This window comes from Allobosea sp. CCNWLY174 (genome assembly GCF_037120455.1).
GTDB lineage: Bacteria > Pseudomonadota > Alphaproteobacteria > Rhizobiales > Beijerinckiaceae > Allobosea > Allobosea lupini.
This window is the reverse complement of the sequence record NZ_JBBBBQ010000008.1, coordinates 173743-192272: the sequence shown is the minus strand read 5'-3', so window position 1 is coordinate 192272 and position 18530 is coordinate 173743. Positions and strand designations below refer to the sequence as shown.

General features: G+C 66.2%; 16 protein-coding genes. 10 read left to right on the top strand and 6 right to left on the bottom strand.

From position 1 onward, the window contains the following. Nucleotides 1–15: 15 nt before the first annotated feature. The 3 genes from V7S63_RS21680 to V7S63_RS21670 all read right to left on the bottom strand — a co-directional run bounded on the left by V7S63_RS21680 (nt 16) and on the right by V7S63_RS21670 (nt 2942). Nucleotides 16–510, bottom strand: a complete 495-nt coding sequence (locus V7S63_RS21680; protein ID WP_336531736.1) for a hypothetical protein — start codon at nt 508–510, stop codon at nt 16–18. A gap of 103 nt (nt 511–613) precedes the next feature. Next, entirely contained in the window at nt 614–1231 is a 618-nt protein-coding gene (locus V7S63_RS21675; protein WP_091833865.1) for a response regulator transcription factor, read from the bottom strand. Between the two features lie 7 nt (nt 1232–1238). Beyond that, nucleotides 1239–2942, bottom strand: a complete 1704-nt coding sequence (locus tag V7S63_RS21670; protein WP_336531735.1) for a PAS domain-containing sensor histidine kinase — start codon at nt 2940–2942, stop codon at nt 1239–1241. Nucleotides 2943–3465: 523 nt separating this feature from the next. Between V7S63_RS21670 and V7S63_RS21665 the strand changes: the two genes are divergently transcribed. The 9 genes from V7S63_RS21665 (at nt 3466) to V7S63_RS21625 (ending at nt 12511) form a co-directional block, all read left to right on the top strand. After that, nucleotides 3466–4044, top strand: a complete 579-nt coding sequence (locus tag V7S63_RS21665; RefSeq protein ID WP_336531734.1) for a GAF domain-containing protein — start codon at nt 3466–3468, stop codon at nt 4042–4044. Beyond that, entirely contained in the window at nt 4041–4688 is a 648-nt protein-coding gene (locus tag V7S63_RS21660; RefSeq protein ID WP_336531733.1) for an MEDS domain-containing protein, read from the top strand. The genes V7S63_RS21665 and V7S63_RS21660 overlap by 4 nt, the downstream gene beginning before the upstream one ends. A gap of 464 nt (nt 4689–5152) precedes the next feature. Then, a complete protein-coding gene (locus tag V7S63_RS21655) occupies nt 5153–5452 on the top strand; it encodes a putative quinol monooxygenase (RefSeq protein ID WP_091833853.1) in 300 nt (99 codons plus the stop codon). 67 nt (nt 5453–5519) lie between these two features. Next, nucleotides 5520–6719, top strand: coding sequence for an alcohol dehydrogenase catalytic domain-containing protein (locus V7S63_RS21650; protein WP_091833850.1), 1200 nt, complete (start codon nt 5520–5522; stop codon nt 6717–6719). A gap of 151 nt (nt 6720–6870) precedes the next feature. Continuing rightward, entirely contained in the window at nt 6871–7440 is a 570-nt protein-coding gene (locus tag V7S63_RS21645; RefSeq protein ID WP_336531732.1) for a type 1 glutamine amidotransferase domain-containing protein, read from the top strand. Between the two features lie 97 nt (nt 7441–7537). Continuing rightward, a complete protein-coding gene (locus tag V7S63_RS21640; protein WP_336531731.1) occupies nt 7538–8533 on the top strand; it encodes a zinc-dependent alcohol dehydrogenase family protein in 996 nt (331 codons plus the stop codon). A 24-nt stretch (nt 8534–8557) separates the two neighbouring features. Then, entirely contained in the window at nt 8558–9271 is a 714-nt protein-coding gene (locus tag V7S63_RS21635) for a type 1 glutamine amidotransferase domain-containing protein (RefSeq protein WP_336531730.1), read from the top strand. A gap of 29 nt (nt 9272–9300) precedes the next feature. Beyond that, nucleotides 9301–9723 carry a GlcG/HbpS family heme-binding protein gene (locus V7S63_RS21630; protein ID WP_091833844.1) on the top strand — a complete coding sequence of 141 codons (423 nt, stop codon included), beginning with the start codon at nt 9301–9303 and terminating at the stop codon, nt 9721–9723. 241 nt (nt 9724–9964) lie between these two features. Beyond that, nucleotides 9965–12511: an excinuclease ABC subunit UvrA gene (locus V7S63_RS21625; RefSeq protein ID WP_336531729.1), complete on the top strand. Its 2547-nt coding sequence runs from the start codon at nt 9965–9967 to the stop codon at nt 12509–12511. Between the two features lie 244 nt (nt 12512–12755). On the opposite strand, the gene V7S63_RS21620 is transcribed toward V7S63_RS21625, so the two are convergent. The 3 genes from V7S63_RS21620 to V7S63_RS21610 form a co-directional block, all read right to left on the bottom strand. Next, entirely contained in the window at nt 12756–13688 is a 933-nt protein-coding gene (locus tag V7S63_RS21620; RefSeq protein ID WP_100960963.1) for a glycoside hydrolase family 16 protein, read from the bottom strand. A gap of 46 nt (nt 13689–13734) precedes the next feature. Then, the gene (locus tag V7S63_RS21615; RefSeq protein WP_336531728.1) at nt 13735–14829 is read right to left on the bottom strand and encodes a glycosyltransferase family 4 protein; all 1095 of its coding nucleotides are present in this window, start codon (nt 14827–14829) and stop codon (nt 13735–13737) included. A 75-nt stretch (nt 14830–14904) separates the two neighbouring features. Beyond that, nucleotides 14905–16254 (bottom strand): FAD-dependent oxidoreductase, encoded by a 1350-nt coding sequence (locus V7S63_RS21610; protein ID WP_336531727.1) that lies wholly within the window; start codon nt 16252–16254, stop codon nt 14905–14907. A 264-nt stretch (nt 16255–16518) separates the two neighbouring features. Here V7S63_RS21610 and V7S63_RS21605 point away from each other — a divergent pair, with 264 nt between their 5' ends. Beyond that, complete coding sequence (locus V7S63_RS21605; RefSeq protein WP_336531726.1) at nt 16519–18495, top strand: hydrolase; 1977 nt, start codon at nt 16519–16521, stop codon at nt 18493–18495. The last annotated feature ends 35 nt before the right edge of the window (nt 18496–18530 follow it).

The window sequence follows — 18530 nt, the reverse complement described above, 5'->3', positions numbered from 1 at the left end:
GGACCGGTCGACCCGTCAGTGCAGACGTTTCCTGTCTGCCACCGATTGTGCGTCGAGCGATCTGTAGAGCAGGGCAAATCCCTGCATGACCCGCCCATAGTCGCGTTGACGCGAGGCAAAACCATGCGCCATCTGCATCAGCTCGGGGTTGCTGCGTTCGAGCTCTCCAATCGCCGTGATCGTGAAGGCATCGGGGCCCGACTCGTCGATCTCTCGCACCAGAGCGTCGCGCGTCTCGGCCGTGACGCTCGGCAGGGCGTGCATGACCGGCCTGCCGGCGGCATCGGCCGATGCCGTGATCAGCAGCTGGTAGAACATGCCGAAGCCGACCATGATCCTCGGCGCATCGCCGATATCGGCGGCGCATTTGCGGGCCATCTCCAGAAGTTCTGGATTTTCGCGCCTCAGGACGTCGGTGATGTCTCCCATGCAGGCCTCTGGACCCAGCTCGTCGAATTGCCTCGACACGCATTCCCGGGTCAGCTCGCTCACGCGGGGAAGAAGGCTCATAAGCCGCATGTCCTCTTGCCATTCGTTTCAGCCACGAAGGTAGGTGACCGCCGGCCGGTTTCAACCTCGCGAATGCGTCATGGCCGGGCGCTAAAAAGCGGGCTCACACCGCTTTGGCAAGGCTCGCGAGAACCGAAAGGCGGACGGCCTGGCCGAGCTGACGCACGCCCAGACGGTCCATCATGCGCGAGCGGTGAACCTCGACCGTGCGCACGCTGATGCCGAGACTGAAGGCGATGATCTTGTTCGGTTGCCCCGCCACCAGCGCCTCGAGCACCTCCCGCTCACGCGGACTGAGCGAATCGACCAGGAGGGACGCCGCCACGACGTCATCGGCTCGCCCCTTCGTCGCACCCGTGTTCAGCGCGGCCTCGATCGCCGCGATCAATGCGTCGTCGCCGTAGGGCTTCTCGATGAAGTCGACCGCTCCCGCCTTCATCGTCCGGACAGCGGTCTGGACGTCGCCCTGTGCCGTTATCACGATGACCGGCAAGTCCGGGTTCAGCTGCAGGAGGCGAGCGAGGACCTCGAAGCCGTCCATCTTCGGCATGCGCAGATCCAGCATCACGCAGCCCATGGCCAGGTCGTCCGCAACGCCGAGGAAGGCCGCCGGCGTGGCGAAGGACGTCACGCGGAAGCCGGCGGCATCCAGGAGTCGCTCCAGCGACCGGCGGATGGCCGGATCGTCATCGACGACATAAACGAACCTGGCATCGGCCATCTTGCGCTCATCGCTCCGGGGGGACAGGCAGCGTCACGCGAAAGATCGCGCCACCGCCCTGGTTCGGCTCGTATCGCAGCTTGCCGCCATGGGCCTCGACGATCGTCCGGCAGATCGAGAGGCCCAAACCCATGCCATTGCTCTTCGTGGTGTGGAACGGCTCGAACAAGTGCTCGACGATATCGTCCGACAGCCCCGAGCCACGATCCGCGACCGCGATCTCGATCAACCCGTCGTCGAGCCGCGCCGTAACCACATCCAACTCGCGCCGCTCGCTATCCGCCATTGCATCATGCGCGTTGCGGATCAGGTTGAGCACGACCTGCTGCAGCTGGATCCGGTCTCCCGACACGGCCTCGGCGCGCGGATCGAAACTCAGCCGGACCTGCACGCCATGCGCACCGGTGCCCGCCGCGGCGAGATCGCTGGCTTCGCGGATCAAATCAGGCAGTCGTTCGATGCGCATGTCCGTCTCGCCGCGCGTGGCGAACTCGCGCAGACGCCGGATGATCTCGCCGGCGCGAAGCGCCTGGCCAGCCGCTTCGTCGAGCACGTCGCGTATGGTCTCGACCCTGTGTGCGCCGTTGGCCATCATCCGGCGCCCGGCGTTGACGGAATTGGTGAATGCCGTCAGCGGCTGGTTCAATTCATGCGCCAAGGCGCCGGCCATCTGCCCGGCGGCACTCAGCCGGGAGGCATGAAGCAGCGCCACCTGCAGCTCCTGCGCGCGTACATCGGCGCGCTGGCGCTCCTTGGCCTCGAGCGTCAGCCGTTCGAGCGCCTCCGCCAGCTCCGATGTCCGGTCCGATACGCGCTGCTCCAGCGATTCGTTCAGGCGTCGCAGATTCTCCTCGAGTTCTCTCTGACCTCTCAGGTCGCGGCTGACGGTCGCCATGTTCATCGGGCGGCCCGTGCGAAAGTCGTCGATGCGGAACCAGTCGACCAGGAAGGGAATGTCCTCCCCCGTCTTGAAGTGGCGGAAATTGAGCTCGCCGAGCCAGCGGCCGCTCGCCTCCACCAGCGGCATCAGCTCCTGATGCGCGCGCACCCAATCCGGCGGCGAGAGAAACTCGAAAATCGACAGCCGCTGCGCTTCCTCGATGCCGGAGAGCCCGAGGAGTTCGCAGCCGGCCGTGTTCAGATATTGCACCCGGCCTTCAAGACCGGCGAAGCCGACGAACTCCGACGATCGCTCGATCAGGGTCACCATGCGCCGCCGCTGACCTTCCACGTGCCAGCGCTGGATCGCGAGCGTCGCATGGCTTGCCGCGATGCCGATCAGCAGGCGATGCGTCTCGCTCGGAAATCGCGAATCGAGCGATCCGGCCATGATCCCGGCATCGCCATCAAAGCCCATCGGCACCGCCGCGATGTGCAGCGTTCCCTCCGCGAACGGACTGCCGATCATCAATGTCTGCTCGCGGGTGCCACGCCACGCGTCGCGCAGGCTGCGTTCGACATCGCTCAGCGATCCGGCGGGCACTCGCAGCCCCGTTCGGACGACATCGACCGCGGCTTCGTCGCGCAGCGCCGGCACGGAAATATAGACGACGTCCGCATCGAGCATCGACATCAACGCGGCGGCGACGCTGTCGGCGATCTGCCGCGCGCTGTAGTCCTTCCAGATCGCCGGCAGCGTCGAAAGCGCGACGAGATCGCGAATGCAGTGCCTGAGCTCCAGCGGCTCGAACAGCTCATCGACCCGGAGCATTCCTTCTGATCCAACTGCAGGACGCACATCGGATCTTCAGCGCCTGTCCAGAACGCCGAAGTCGTGCGGCAGAGATCCACATCCGGACTTGCCGAGTGGAGACGCGCCATCCGCGTTTGCGAACTAAATGATTACGCAAGGACCGGGAGCGTCATTGTCGGTGTCCGTCGACGCCATCGAAGGCTACGGAAAGGCCGGTCGCGCGCAAAACGCATCCTGAATCGACTATACACCTCCCGCGTCGATTGCCCAAGGGCTTGATCGCAAAGGCACGGGCCGTGGGCTTGGCAAGGGGGTTGTCGTCACTCGCGAGCCTCTCGTCGGAACCATCGGTGCACCTGCTTCGAACCACGCGTGCAGATATCTGCTCGCATGGCGATGAATGTTCATTCCGACAATCTCCTACGGGCGTGCCGAAGACGGCCATTACGCAAAATTGCTTAATGGCCGCGGTCGCCGTCCTCGATCACATTTTCCGTGCGCGCGGCCGCAGGCGCAGGATCGCCCGCCTCAGGGACGACGAATGGCAAAGTTCACCGAGCCGCTCGCAGCCGAGACCGGCCGACGGGTCGCCCCCGCTCTGGCACGGCTGAGAAACGCCGATGATCCCGGTTCGGACCTGATGCCGGTCCTCGACATCGCGATCGGGATGACGGGCGCCGACATGGGCACACTGCAGCGCTTCGACGAAAAGAACGACTGTATCGAACTCGCCGCCAGCCCTGGATTTTCGCAACAGTCCTTGAGCTTTTTCGGCACCGTGCGCCGCGACACCAATACGAGCTGTGCTGCCGCCCTCACGCGTCGCATGCGCGTCTTCGTCGAGGACATCCCGACGAGCTATCCGTTCGTGGGCACGCGCGAGCTCGCCATGTTGAGCGCCGGCGGCGTTGCCGCCGTGCAGTCAACGCCATTGATCAGCAGCAATAGCCGTCTCTGGGGTGTGCTTTCGACGCATTTTCGCGCCACGCAGAAGGAGAGCGCGTTCGATCCCGCTCCGCTCGACCGGCTCGCCGTCCAGATCGCCGACCGCCTCGTACAGAGCGAAATATCGGCGCCACACCGGACTATGTTGGAAGATCGCATCGGGAGACTGACATGAGTTCGACGGCCCAGCCCATTGCTTTCGCAGGAAGCATGCTGCGCGAGCACCGGCATGTCTGCACGTTCTTCAGTTCGGCGGTGGAAGAATACGAGACATTGCTCCCGTTCATCTGCGACGGCATCAACTGCGGCCATCGCGCCTATCACGTCCTGCCTAGCCAGCATCAGGGAGACCACATCAAGCAGTTGCGCAATGCGGGTATCGACGTCGACGAATTGATCAGAACCCGACAGCTCGAAGTCGCGCCGTTGGAGACCACCTATCTCAAGACCGGGCGCTTCAACATGGACGCCATGCTCGTCCTCATTCAGGAGGCCCTGAAGGCCAGCGCCGAGCTCGGCTTCCCCATGACGCGGATGATCGCCCACGCAGAAACGGCGGTGGACGACTGGGAGAGCGGCAACAAATGGGTCGAATACGAGATGCGCCTCAACGAGGTACTGCCGAATTTCGATGATCCCGTCATCTGTGCCTATGATATCAATCTGCTGACCACATCGCTGGCCGTCGATATTCTGCGAACGCACCCGATGGTCGTCATCGGCGGCGTGCTGGTCGAGAACAGCTTCTTCACGCGCCCGCAGGATTTCATTCGGGAGGTCCAGTCGCGCACCGGACCGAGCCGTTCTTATCGCGGATAGTCCGCAGACCGCGCCGGTCGCGCCTGCAGCCGAGGCCGACCGGCCGGGTCCCTGAGCCAGGCCGCGAGGCCGCCGCGGCGAGGTGAAGCCCTCGATCCACAAGCACCGTAACGTGGCCACCAGGCGCGACCGCTGCCGCGACAGCGGCCTGCGATCAGCGCGCTTGGTCGAGCGAGCGGTCGATTCCGGCTCAGCTCGTCTGACAAAGCAGCGGTGGCGGAGCCTCGCTCCGACGACGACCGCTTTCCGGCTGCGGTCGCCGGATGAAGAACCATGCTCCGTTGCCGCCCGGATCGACCGGCGTCGCGAGAATTCTGCAAAGCTGACGATCGTCAGCGCGGCCCGCTCGCGCCTGAGGCTCGATAGCCGTGAGGCTGCATACCGGCCTTGATCCGACGAATGCGCCGGCCTCCGACGCAATCGAGGACGTGGCTCCGCCGAAACTCCCCGGAAGGACTGAGCGAATGGTCAAGTTTGCGCTTCTCGTCACCATGGACGCCAAGCCCGGGAAGGAGGCGGAGGTCGAGGCATTTCTGCGAAGCGGCCAGCCGCTCGTCGAGAACGAGCCCGGAACCATAGCGTGGTTCGGCGTCCGCATGGGTCCCTCGACTTTCGGGATCTTCGACGTGTTTCGCGATGAGGCGGGACGCGACGCGCATCTCTCCGGCCTCGTCGCGGCGGCCCTGATGGAGAAGGCGCCCGATCTTTTCGCCTCGTCCCCCCGCATCGACAAGCTCGACGTGCTCGCGGCGAAGCTGCCCTGAGACCGGTCGACCAAAAGTCAACGAACCCCGCCGGACCGATCCGGAAACAACCGCTGGAGACACTGCCATGGCCTCAGGTAATCGTGCGGTCACCTATATGGGACCGAGGACTGTCAAAGTCGAAACCTACGACTATCCCAAGCTCGTCGATCCCAGGGGCAACAAGACGCCCCACGGGGCGATCCTGAAGATCGTCACCACCAATATCTGCGGCAGCGACCAGCACATCTACCGCGGCCGTTTTCCCTCGCCCTCGGGCATGGTGCTCGGCCACGAGATGACGGGTGAGGTGATCGAGACCGGCCCCGATGTGCACTTCATCAAGAAGGGCGACCTCTGCTCGGTCCCGTTCAATGTCTCGTGCGGGCGCTGCCGCAACTGCAAGGAAGGCCATACCGACACCTGCATGAACGTGAACGACGAGGCCGATTGCGGCGCCTACGGGTTCAATCTCGGCGGCTGGCAGGGCGGCCAGTCCGACTACCTGATGGTTCCGTTCGCGGACTGGAACCTGCTTCGCTTCCCCGACAAGGATCAGGCCATGGCGAAGATCAAGGACCTGACCCTGCTCTCCGACATTCTGCCGACCGGCTTCCACGGCTGCATCCAGGCCGGCGTCAAGCCCGGGTCGACCGTCTACATCGCCGGCGCCGGCCCGGTCGGCCGTTGCGCCGCGGCCTCCGCCCATCTCCTCGGCGCCTCCTGCATCATCGTGGGGGACACCAACAACGAACGTCTCGCCCTGGTCAGGAGCGCGGGGTACGAGACCGTGAACGTGTCCTCTTCGACGCCGCTCGCCGACCAGATCGAGGCCATTCTCGGCCAGCGGCAAGTGGATTGCGGCGTCGACGCTGTCGGCTTCGAAGCCCATGGAAACGGCCCCGGCGCTGGCGAGGATCCGGCCGCAGTGCTCAATTCGCTGATCGAGGTCGTTCGCGCCAACGGCGCGATAGGCGCGCCCGGCATCTACACGGCGGGAGACAGCGAGGCGATCGACGAGGATGCCAAGGCCGGGCGGTATCGCATCGACTTCGGCAAGGCCTGGATCAAGTCGCCGCATATCTCGGCCGGACAGGCTCCGATCATGCACTATAACCGCGACCTGATGATGGCGATCCTCTGGGACCGGATGCCGTATCTCGGCAAGCTCGCGAACGTCGAGGTCATCCCCCTCGAAAAGGCGCCAGAAGCCTACCGCATCTTCGACCAGGGCTCGCCCAAGAAGTTCGTCATCGATCCGCACAACACCACGAAACTGGTAGCCTGAGTGGTCGGCGGATGCCTCCCGCGCCCGTGCCCCTGGGCGCTTCATTCCGCCGAAACAGCGGGCGCGCACGCCAAGCCCCTCGGTGCGCGCGTCCGCGACCTCTCCCGATGGCGACCTGCCCCAGCCGCGCCCGGCTCGAAGGAGATCATCAATGGCAAGCGACACGCTCAAGGGAATGCACGTCGCGATCCTCGTCACCGACGGTTTCGAGGAAGTCGAAATGACCGAGCCCCGCAAGGCGCTCGACGAAGCCGGCGCCCAGACCAGCCTGATTTCGCCGAAGCCCAACAAGGTCCTCGCCTGGGACTTCACCGACTGGAGCCGCAGCTATCCGGTCGATGTCCCGCTCGCTTCCGCCAATCCCCAGGATTACGACGCGCTCCTGCTGCCCGGTGGCGTCATCAACCCGGACACACTGCGCGAGGACGTCAAGGCCGTGGCCTTCGCCAAATCGTTCTTCGACGCCAAGAAGCCTGTCGCGTCGATCTGCCATGGCCCGTGGACGATCATCGAGACCGGCGCGGCGCACGGCCGCCGCATGACATCGTGGCCTTCGCTCAAGACCGATCTGAAGAACGCCGGGGCCAACTGGGTCGACGAGGAGGTCGTCGTCGACCAGGGCCTCGTCACCAGCCGCAGCCCCGACGACATGCCCGCTTTCAACCGTGAGACCATCAAGCTGTTCGCGGACGCGCGAGGGCATGTAGCGCCGGCGGCCTGAAGCGGCGGTCATGCTGCTCCCGCCAGATGGCGAGCGGCCTGGCGAGAGTGAGGCACACGTATTTCTCGCTTCGTTCCGACTGAAGGGGCGCATCGCCATGACACGCATGGTCAGGTTTCATCGCACCGGCGGACCGGATGTGATGCAGTTTGATGACCTCCCGGTCGGCGATCCGCGACCAGGCGAGATGCGCGTTCGCGTCGAGGCAATCGGTCTCAACCGCGCCGAAGCGATGTTCCGGTCGGGCGCCTACCTGGAAGCGCCGCGTTTGCCGGCACGTCTCGGTTACGAAGCCTCTGCCACGGTCGAATCTCTTGGAGACGGCGTCACCGGCTTCGCGCCAGGCGATCCGGTCAGCGTCATCCCGGCCTTCTCCATGAACGACTACGGTGTCTATGCCGACAAGGCCATCGTGCCGGCCTACGCCGTCATGCGGCGCCCAAGCGGCGCATCGGCAATAGAGGCAGCGGCGATATGGATGGCCTACCTCACGGCATGGGGTGCGCTGATCGACATCGGTCATCTCGGAGAAGGCGACGCGGTCGTCGTTACGGCGGCGTCATCGAGCGTCGGACTCGCTGCCATCCAGATCGCGAACAGCGTCGGCGCGATCTCGATCGCGACGACCCGCACGCGCGCCAAGGCTGCGGCGTTGGAAGACTTGGGCGCCGCGCATGTTGTCGTCACCTCCGAGCAGGATCTGGTGGCCGGGATCAACCGCGCGACAGGCGGCAAGGGGGCGCGCCTCGTGTTCGACCCGGTCGGCGGACCGCAGGTGGAAAGGCTGGCCGAGGCGATGAGCCGCGATGGCGTCCTCTTCATTTACGGTGCGCTCGCCGCCGCGCCCACGCCGTTCCCGATCATCGCGGCCATGCAGAAGGCACTGACGCTGCGCGGCTATACCCTGTTCGAATTCGTCCGTGACAAGGAGCGGCTGGCCCGAGCGTCAGCTTTCATCGAAAATGGGTTCGCCGGAGGCCGCCTGAAGCCGGTCGTCGCGAAGACGTTCACGCTCGACGAGATCGTCAAGGCGCACGTCTACATGGAATCCAACGAGCAGTTTGGGAAGATCGTTGTCACCGTCGCGCACTGAGTGCTGGCCGAGGAGGAAACTGACGTGAAGATACTGATGGTACTCACCTCGCACGACCGCCTCGGCGACACCGGCCGCAAGACCGGCTTCTGGCTCGAGGAGTTGGCGGCACCTTACTATGCCTTCAAGGACGCGGGCGCGGAGATCACTCTGGCTTCGCCCAAGGGCGGCCAGCCGCCGCTCGATCCCAAAAGCGCCGAGCCTGATTCCCAGACCGACGACACGAGGCGTTTCGAGGCCGACGCTGCGGCCAAGGCCGCGCTGGCGGCGACAGAGCGGCTCGCCACGGTCTCGCACGATGCTTTCGATGCCGTGTTCTATCCCGGCGGCCATGGGCCCCTCTGGGACCTGGCGGAAGACCACAGCTCGATCGCGCTGATCGAGGCGACGATAGCCGCAGGCAAGCCCGTCGCGCTCGTCTGCCACGCGCCCGGCGTTCTCCGTCATGTGAGGGCCGCAGACGGCAAGCCGCTTGTCCAGGGCCGCAACGTCACCGGTTTCACCAACACGGAGGAGGAGGCCGTGGGGCTGACCGCGATCGTTCCGTTCCTGGTCGAGGACGAGCTCAAGCGAAACGGCGGGCTGTTCTCGAGGGGCGCCGACTGGCAGCCCTACGTCGTCGTCGACGGCAATCTGATCACCGGCCAGAACCCGGCTTCGTCGGAGGCTGGTGCGAAGGCCCTCCTTGATCGACTGACGGCGCGTGACGGAGCGGCCAGCCCGCTTCAATCGGCGTGAATCACATCCCTCAAAAGGCGGAGCAGCCTATGATCACGCTCGAGCAGGCACGCTCGATCATTGCCGCGGCCGAGGCGAAGGCAGATGAGATCGGCCAGCCCATGAACATCGCGGTGGCCGATTGGGGCGGGCATCTGATCACGCATATTCGGATGGATGGAGCGTGGTTGGGCAGCATCGACATTGCGATCAAGAAGGCGTTTACGGCGCGCGCCTTCGACATCTCGACGCGTGATCTTGCGAAGCTCGCGCCGGACGGCGGAGAGTTCTTCGGCATCAACACGTCCAACCAGGGCCGCGTGATGATCTTCGCCGGCGGCATTCCTCTTTACCGGGAAGGCCGTGTGGTTGGCGCGATCGGGGTGAGTGGCGGCTCGGGCGTCCAGGATCAGGCGGTCGCAGAAGCGGGCGCTGCGGACTTCGCCGCACGCGAACTAGCCGCGTCCGACTGACCCCGCGCGTCTGGCGCAGAAGAATGCAGTGATGACGACGCCCGGATAAGGCAAGACATACCATGGCTCGCCGTGGCGCGGTCCGGCTCCAGGCAGCGTGGGAAGGCGCAGTCGAGCTGCGCGGGGCCCGTTATCGCACCGGCTTCCAAGGCCTTGGGTTTTGAACGACCGCCTGTCGCGGGTACGCAATGCGCAAATGCCGGGGCATAACTCTCCGGTGTCCTAAGGCCTGGAGGGTCGCGTGCGAGACATCAAGGCCTCGGGCTTCGTCCGCGTTCGCGGCGCCCGCGAGCACAATCTCAAGAATGTCGATGTCGACATTCCGCGCGACGCCTTGGTCGTTTTCACCGGCGTGTCGGGATCGGGCAAGTCGTCGCTGGCTTTCTCCACCCTCTATGCCGAGGCGCAGCGCCGCTATCTGGAGTCGGTCTCACCCTATGCCCGGCGCCTGTTTCACCAGATGGAAGTGCCCGAGGTCGACGAGATCGAGGGCCTGCCTCCAGCGGTGGCGCTGCAGCAGCAGCGCGGATCGCCCACCACCCGCTCCTCGGTCGGCAGCGTCACCACGCTCTCGAACCTGCTGCGCATGCTCTACTCGCGCGCCGGCGACTATCCGCCGGGCCAGGCTCATCTCGACGCCGAATCCTTCTCGCCCAACACGCCCGAAGGCGCCTGCCCGCGCTGCCACGGCCTTGGCCGCATCCACGAGGTCACCGAGGCCTCGATGGTGCCCGATCCGTCCAAGACGATCCGCGAGCGCGCTATCGCCGCCTGGCCGACGGCCTGGGGCGGCCAGAACCTGCGCGACATCCTGATCAGCCTCGGCATCGACGTCGACACGCCGTGGCGCGACCTGCCGAAGAAGGTCCGGAACTGGATCCTGTTCACCGAGGAGCAGCCCCAGGTCCCGGTCTATCCCGGCTGGGACCATGACCGGATCCAGCGCGCGATCCGGCAAAAGATCGAGCCTGCCTATATGGGCACCTTCGCGAGCGCCAAGCGCCATGTCACCCACAGCTATGCGACGACCCAGAGCGCGATGATGAAGAAGCGCGCCGCACGCTTCATGATCGCCCGGCCTTGCCCGGTCTGCGACGGCAAGAGGCTGCGCCGGGAAGCGCTGTCCGTCCGTTTCGAGGGGCTCGATCTCGCCGAGATGAGCCGCTTGCCGATGGCGCGGTTTTCGACGATCTTCGCGCCCTATGCCGAGGCTAACGCCCCCAAGCTCAAAGCCCTGCGCAAGACCCATCCGGAAAAGGCCCTGGTCGTCGCGCGCATCGCAGGCGATCTGTGCCGCCGGCTGTCGGTGCTGCTCGACCTCGGCCTCGGCTATCTGACGCTGGAACGGGGCACGCCGACCCTGTCGCCAGGCGAGCTGCAGCGCCTGCGGCTCGCCACCCAGGTCGTCTCCAACCTGTTCGGCGTCGTCTATGTGATGGACGAGCCGTCCGCCGGTCTCCATCCCGCCGATACCGAAGCGCTGATCCGGGCGCTCGACGGCCTGAAGACGGTCGGCAATTCGCTGTTCGTGGTCGAGCATGAGATGGACGTCGTCCGCCGTGCCGACTGGATCGTCGATGTCGGGCCCGCCGCCGGCGAACATGGCGGCGAGATTCTCTATAGCGGCCCGATCGAGGGGCTGCGCGGGGTCGGGGCGTCGGAGACGAGGCGCCATCTGTTCGACGAAGGCGGCGGGATGCCGAGCCGAGGCCGCGAGCCCGCCGGGTGGCTGCGACTTGAGGGAGTCTCGCGCAACAATCTCAAGCAGGTCGACTGCGCGATCCCGCTCGGCGTGATGACGACCGTCACTGGAATCTCCGGCTCGGGGAAATCGAGCCTGGTCAGCCAGGCGCTGGTGGAGCTGGTCGCCGGTGCCCTCGGCGCCCCGGTCGCGGCCGGGGAAGAGAGGGATGCCGAAGCCGCGCTCGAGGACCGCCCCGCCGGCGCGACTGAGGGTCGGATCGTCGGTGGGCTCGAAGGGATCAGGCGGCTGATCGAGGTCGACCAAAAGCCGATCGGCCGCACCCCGCGCTCCAACCTCGCGACCTATACCGGCCTGTTCGACCATGTCCGTGCCTTGTTCGCGGCGACCCCCGAAGCCAGGAAACGCCGCTACGACGCCGGCCGCTTCTCCTTCAATGTCGCCAAGGGCCGCTGCCCACGCTGCGAGGGCGAGGGTTTCGTGATGGTCGAATTGCTGTTCCTGCCGAGCGTCTACGCCCCCTGCCCGACATGTCACGGTACCCGCTACAACCCCAAGACGCTCGAGATCCGCTATCGCGGCAAGACGATCGCAGAGGTGCTCGCGCTCACCGTCGAGGGCGCCTGGGCATTCTTCGACGACGCGCCCCATGTCTGCCGGTCGCTCAAGGTGCTGCGCGAGGTCGGGCTCAACTATCTGCGCCTCGGACAACCCGCGACCGAGTTCTCAGGCGGCGAGGCGCAACGCGTGAAGCTCGCCACGGAATTGCAGCGCGCCCAGCGCGGCGGCGCTCTCTATGTGCTCGACGAGCCGACGACCGGTCTTCACCCGACCGATGTCGAGCGCCTGCTCGGCCAGCTCCATGCCCTGGTCGATGCCGGCAACAGCGTGGTTCTGGTCGATCACGACATGAAGGTGGCGGCGGCGAGCGACTGGGTGATCGACATCGGGCCCGGCGCCGGCGACGAGGGCGGCGGGATCGTCGCGAGCGGCCCGCCGGCGAAGGTCGCGGCCTGCCGGGCGAGCCGCACCGCGCCTTATCTCGCTCGCGCGCTCGGCAAAGGCGTGGTCGCCACGACCATCTGACGGTCAGCGGCGATACGGCCTGCAAGACCAGCCGCCGCGGCGATCACCAGTCCGCTGCCCATGAAATGACGGATGCTCAGGAGAGCATTGGCCGCATCGACCCCCGTCTAGGAGGCTCCGTGCGCGGTCGAGACATCACCGGCCGAACAAATTTCGTCCGTGAAAAAGACGCGCTCGTGCCATGGCCGCGCCAGGGTCGCCCGAGCTGCGGCGCAGCCCGGAAGCGCATGGCACCGAACTTCGGTCAGCTGCCGTAGACGCGGACATAATCGACCCGCAGCCGCGCCTCGCGATCCTCCGGCCTGAGCGGCTGCGGAAAGGGCACGTCGGATCGCAGGGCGAGCGTAATCAGCGGCCAGAAGACGTCGTTCTGGGCGTCGAGTTCGCTCGCGCGCCCGATGCGCCAGTCGATCGCGCGGCCGGTCTTTGGATCGTGGATCGGCCGGCGCTCGAAATAGAGCACGCAGCGATCGCCCTCGATCAGCCCGCCATAGCGGAAATAGCCGCTGGTCAGGTCGACATCCGTTGGAACGCCGATGCCCTCGTGGCGCTCGCCCGGCTGTCCCCATTCGTGCAGATACGCGCCGTAGAGCCGATGCTCCCAGCCCTTGTGCTCGACGATGTCGATCTCGACGCTGGTCCTGGGGAACAGGATGCTGCGGCCGTTCATCAGCCAGAAGGCCGGAAAGCTCAGCGGATGGGCAGGGAACCGCATCCGTGCCTCGAAATAGCCGCTGCGCCAGCCCTTCAGGATCGTGCCGTCCCGGCGCGCCGTCTGCAGATTGCCGGAGACCCACTGGAACTCCGGGAGCGCATTGCCGTAATAGGCGGGCACGTTCATCTGCCGGCCGAGATAGCGGGCCGAAATCTCGAGCGCGTGACCGCCCGAGGCCAGCGGGTCGGCGACAATGGCGTAGGGGTCGAACCCCTCTTCGCCGCCGCGGCGGCTGAAGGCCGAGCGCCCATAGAAGCCAGGCTCATGGGTGGTCGCCTTCGGACCGGCCTGCCAGATCGCCGGATCGATGCTTGCGAAGGATTCGTCGAAGACGAGCCTGCGGCCGAGCGTCGGGTCTCCCGGGTCCTGCTGTGCGCCTGCTGGTGTCGGGCGCGCGCTCGCCGCTGTCGCGAGGGCCGCTGCCGCACGCAGCAGCGCCCGGCGGGATGGCATGGTCGGCATGGCTCATCTCCGTCTGGTGGGAAGCGCCGAGGCGGCTCCGGCGTGTTCAGCCGGTACGCGGCAGAACCGATCCGACCTTGCGGCCCAGTTGCAGGGCCGCCTCGTCGTAGAGATCGAGCGTTTCGCGAGCGACGCGCGCGATCCTGAGATGGTCGACCCGGTACTGGCTGCGCCCCCGCCAATGGCTGATCGCATCTGGCTCCGCGATCAGCCTGGACAGAGCGGCGGCAAGCGCATCGGGGTCGCGGGGCGGGACCAGCACGCCGGCCTCGCCACCTTCGAGCAGTTCGGGAATGCCGTCGACACGCGTCGCGACGACGGCGCAGCCCGCTTCCCGCGCCTCCGGCAGGACGAGCGGCGCAGGGTCTGCATGGGAGGGCAGGACGAAGATGTCGGCGCCGCGCATCCAGGGAAAGGGGTCCGCCTTGCTGCCTTCGAAGCGCACGGCCTCATGGCAGGAGAGGCCCGCGACCATCTCGCGATAGGTCTGGGCGAAGGGCCCGTCGCCGACGATATGCAGGCGCGCCTGCGGGTGCTGGCGATGGACCAGATCGAAGGCTGCGAAGAGATCGGCCAGGCCCTTGCGGGGATGCAGGCCGCCGACGAAGAGGATGCTCGGCGAGGCGAGCGTGACGGGCGTGGTCTCGCGGTTCGCCAGGCGGGCCGAGCCGATGGTGCCATTGAGGATCACGCGGAGCTTGGCGGCCGGGACGCCGCGCCGGCGCATCGAGGCGCCCACCGCGGCGCTGACAGCGATGACGCGCGTGCCGAGGCCCATCAGAATGGCGCTCTTCTCGAACTCGTTGTGAACGGTGGTGATCAGCGGGATGCCGGCGAGCTTGCAGATCGGCCAGGCCAGTACCGCGCTGGTCATCATATGGGCATGGACGATGTCGGCGCCGAAACTGCCCACCGCCTGCCGCAGGGCCCAGGCCGACCCCAACAGCGTCCTTGCCTTTCGCCGATGGTCGATCGTGAAGAGCTTGATGCCGTTGCGGACGAGCAGCGCATCGAAATCGCCCCCACCGCTGGCGACGGCGACGACATGGCCGAGACGGCTCTGCTCGCAGGCGAGATCGACGGCGGCATGGACATGGCCGTTCGACTGCGTCGTGTGATTCAGCAAATGGAGGATACGCATGGCCCATCACGCTGCTCGGACCGCATCTCGCCTGCGCTCGCGCCTCTGCGCCGCTGGGCACTACGAGCCTTGCATTTACCGTGCCGGGATCGCTGCGGCGCTCCGTAATGCCGCCTCGGCCTCGATCGTCGAGACCCGCGCCGTCGGCTGGTAATTGAAGCCGCCCTGCCGCCCGAAGGACTCGATGCCGAAGGCCTTCAGCGCCTTGACCGCCTCGGCGGCGCTCTCGTCGGCGCCGTCGCGATAGATCGGATAGGCATTGTCGAGGAGCTGGCCACCCTCGAGCCTGAGATCGCCGCGGAACAATCCATTCGCCGCGACATGGGCACGGAAATCCGCCTCGGCCTGGGCGATGGACTTGCCGATATGGTTGGCGATCACCTCGACACCGAAATATTCGCGCCCCTGCGCCCGGCCGTAGAAATCGGAATACATGGTCAGGCGCTTCCAGGCGCCGTCATAGGAAAAATTGTAGATGATCTCCTCATCGAAGCCGCGTGCGCCGTCAAAGCTGAAATAGAGCGCCAGCAGCGTGATCGTCTCCAGTTCCTGCGAGACCGGCAGATTGCAGAGCGCCTGCAGGCGCCGGATTGGAATGGTCGAGACGATCCGATCGGCGACGATCGCCCTTCCCTCGCGGAAAAGGACGAAGCGATTGTCGAGTTTCTCGATCCGGTCGATCTTTGCCCCCAGCAGGAAACTGGCGCCGCGCGCCGTCAGCGATGCAGCGGCGGCAGCGTAAAGCGTGGCGAAGCCTTCGCGCGGTCGCGCCATCTGCCGGTTGGCCGGGCCCTGCGGCTTCGCCCGGCGCAGGCGGCCGAGAAGGCCGCGCAGCGAAGCGTGCTCACTGATCCATTGCATGCGCTTGCGGGCCAGTTCGATGCCGATCTGGTCGGAGGCGATGCCGTAGAACCGGGTCATGTAGGCATCGAGGCCCGAGCGGTGCAGCAGCCTCGCTCCGATCCAGTGACGGGCGAATTCGCGGGCGTTGCGCATACGCCGCTTGAACAGGCGGGCATAGGCCGCCGACATCAGAATCCGGGCGACCTCGGCCGGCCCGGCGCGCAGGATGTCGTCCTTCACCGAGATCGGATAAGCGGTGATCAACCCTTGCGGGTTCAGCCTGGCCCAGCGCGGCTCGATCGGCACGTAGAGCGGCAGCAGCTCGGGGAAATGCTGCAGCAGCGGCGAGTCGTCCTGGAAGATCAGGCTGCCAATGTCGAAGGTGTACTCGCCGGACGACCAGTCGATATGGTTCCCGCCGAGATGCGCGTATTCGTCGACGACGACGATCCGCCTGCAACCTTGCTGGGCGAGGACCGAGGCCGCGACCAGGCCCGAAACGCCCGCGCCGAGGACGATCGCATCGCAGTGCTGGGCAGCCATGCTGTCGGCATCGTCGATTCGCTGGACAGTCTCTTCCATCCCCGAGCCCCATCGATCGGACATGCAACAAGGCTAGTCGCCTGCAAGATCAGCTGAAAGCAAGACTCGTCACCATGGCGATCCTTTTCCTGCTCATTCGCGCAGCGATTGCGATTCGAATGAGCAATTGCCCCCGCGATTGAAAAAGATGGCCAGGCTGGACTGGCACGGTCCCTGCTTTCATCTGCGTAACGCATGCCTTTGTGCATGCAGCCGTCGTTGTCGCGACGGTCTCGACCATTGCGTCTGAGCACGGAGCGTATGATGCCGGGCTGGCCACATCCTGACGAAACGGCTCTGCTGGACGGGGTCGAGCTGATCTCGACCGACCTGTTCGACACACTGCTGCTGCGCACAGTCCGCTCGGAGCGCGCACGGATTATCGCCGGCGAACGCCGCTTTGCTCGCAAACTGGTCGAACAAGGCCTGACAGTGGCGGAAAGCTCGCTGGTCGAAGCGCGCCTCGCAGCGCAGCGCCTTGCCTATCGCGCACTCGACATGGCCGATCAGGACGGCGAGGTCGTGCTGCGCGACATCATCCGGCGTCAGCTCCTCATGCTCGGAGTACCGAAGGCGGGGGTGGAGGAGCTGTGCGAGATCCGTCTCGCGATCGAGCTCGCCATCGAAAAGGACTCGTTGCGGCCAAACCGAGAGCTGGCGGCGCTGCTGCGCCGCTGCCGTGGCGAAGGCCGCCGCGTCGTCGCGATCAGTGACATCGCGCTGCCGACCGCGACGCTCGAGGCGTTGGTTGCGCATGTCCACGGCCCCGACCTGCTAGACAGGATCTATTCCAGCGCCGATCTCGGCCTGACCAAGCGGCGCGGCGACCTCTTCCATGCCGTCCTCGCCACGGAAAGGATCGACGCCCGGCGGACCCTGCATGTCGGCGACGATCGGCTCGCCGACCACGTCGTGCCCTCGGCGCTCGGCTTGCGGACCCTCCATCTCCCGCGCCCCAAGCTGCGCCGCCGCCTGTCGCGCCTGCACGGCGCGGCGAGCGAACTCGGCCGGGTGCTTCGCCGGCCAACGGCCCCTGGTCGCATGCCGGCGGGACATGTCAGCGACCCCCACGGCTTCGGACGCGAGGTGCTCGGGCCGATCGTGGCCGAGTTCTGCCTGGCGATCTGGCTCTACGCCGACGAAGCAGGCAAGCGCGGAGATGCCGCGCTGCTATTCTGTGCCCGCGGCGGCCTTGGCATCCGGGCGGCATTCGAGCGCCTTGCAGAGCGCCTGAGCCTGCCGCTCGCGCTGCCGCGCGAGAACCTCATGATTTCTCGGCTGGTTGCGGCCCGCGCCGCCATCATGGCCCGTAGCGGCGCAGCGCTGGACGAGCTCGGACGCGAATTCAGTGGCGCCAGCTTCGCCGACGTCGCAGCCGCGCTCGGCGGCAAACGCTACGAGCTTCTCCAGTCATGGGACGAGCCGTTCGTGCCCGAGCGCTTCTTCTCGATGCTCGAGCGGCCTGCCGGCGAAGACATCCTTGCCGACATCGATCGGCAGAACGCGCTCTTCCGGCGCCATCTCGCCTCGGTCGGCACTGGCGCGAAACGGATCATCCTGTGCGATACGGGCCTCTACGGCAGCACGCAGCGCCTGCTCGCAGCCGGCCTGCCCGATCTGAGCTTCGAGACCATCCAGTTCGCGCGCTGCAACTACAAGGGTCTCAGCGAAGACCATTTTCCGCGGGTGGTCGGGCTCGCGGTGGAACGCAACCGCTACAGTCCTTTCGCAGTCCGCTCCACGGTGCTGCGCTATTGGCAACTGATCGAAAGCCTGTTCGAGCCGGCGATCCCGTCGGTGCGCTCGTTCACGGAAGACGAGAACGGCGAAGTCATCTGCAATGCCGGCGACATCGCCTTCGGCGCGGTCGATCCCAGCATCGGCAATCCGCTGCTGGCCGGCGCACTCGCCTATATCGACGGCGTTGGCAGCGGCGCGGCAGTCATGGCCGATGCGGCTCGTGCCTGGCCCTGGCTTAGGCGGGCGGTCACTCGCCCGGTCGAGGCCGATCTCGCGGCATTGGCAATCGGCGAGCGGTCCGTCGATTTCGGCCGGGCCGGCGTCGTCGGCGATGGCGAGACGTTGTCCGGCGGCATGCTGTCCCGCATCGCATCGATCCGCAGCCAGCTCTGGCGGGAGGGCGCCATCGCGCGCGCCTTCCCCCGCACGCGCCTGCCGCTGCTCACGGCACTCGAAGCCTTTCATGCCCTGCGCGGGCTCTCCGCCGGCTTCCATCGCTGATGCGGAATGGGGTGATCGAGGCCAAGTCGATAGCT

What these genes read in the sequence shown, in the direction of transcription:
- V7S63_RS21665 (WP_336531734.1), top strand. Translation starts at nt 3,466, where the DNA reads ATGGCAAAGTTCACCGAGCCGCTCGCAGCCGAGACCGGCCGACGGGTC.
- V7S63_RS21620 (WP_100960963.1), bottom strand. Translation starts at nt 13,688, where the DNA reads ATGCCGACCATGCCATCCCGCCGGGCGCTGCTGCGTGCGGCAGCGGCC.
- V7S63_RS21640 (WP_336531731.1), top strand. Translation starts at nt 7,538, where the DNA reads ATGACACGCATGGTCAGGTTTCATCGCACCGGCGGACCGGATGTGATG.
- V7S63_RS21655 (WP_091833853.1), top strand. Translation starts at nt 5,153, where the DNA reads ATGGTCAAGTTTGCGCTTCTCGTCACCATGGACGCCAAGCCCGGGAAG.
- V7S63_RS21630 (WP_091833844.1), top strand. Translation starts at nt 9,301, where the DNA reads ATGATCACGCTCGAGCAGGCACGCTCGATCATTGCCGCGGCCGAGGCG.
- V7S63_RS21615 (WP_336531728.1), bottom strand. Translation starts at nt 14,829, where the DNA reads ATGCGTATCCTCCATTTGCTGAATCACACGACGCAGTCGAACGGCCAT.
- V7S63_RS21650 (WP_091833850.1), top strand. Translation starts at nt 5,520, where the DNA reads ATGGCCTCAGGTAATCGTGCGGTCACCTATATGGGACCGAGGACTGTC.
- V7S63_RS21675 (WP_091833865.1), bottom strand. Translation starts at nt 1,231, where the DNA reads ATGGCCGATGCCAGGTTCGTTTATGTCGTCGATGACGATCCGGCCATC.
- V7S63_RS21680 (WP_336531736.1), bottom strand. Translation starts at nt 510, where the DNA reads ATGAGCCTTCTTCCCCGCGTGAGCGAGCTGACCCGGGAATGCGTGTCG.
- V7S63_RS21645 (WP_336531732.1), top strand. Translation starts at nt 6,871, where the DNA reads ATGGCAAGCGACACGCTCAAGGGAATGCACGTCGCGATCCTCGTCACC.
- V7S63_RS21670 (WP_336531735.1), bottom strand. Translation starts at nt 2,942, where the DNA reads ATGCTCCGGGTCGATGAGCTGTTCGAGCCGCTGGAGCTCAGGCACTGC.
- V7S63_RS21605 (WP_336531726.1), top strand. Translation starts at nt 16,519, where the DNA reads ATGCCGGGCTGGCCACATCCTGACGAAACGGCTCTGCTGGACGGGGTC.
- V7S63_RS21660 (WP_336531733.1), top strand. Translation starts at nt 4,041, where the DNA reads ATGAGTTCGACGGCCCAGCCCATTGCTTTCGCAGGAAGCATGCTGCGC.
- V7S63_RS21610 (WP_336531727.1), bottom strand. Translation starts at nt 16,254, where the DNA reads ATGGAAGAGACTGTCCAGCGAATCGACGATGCCGACAGCATGGCTGCC.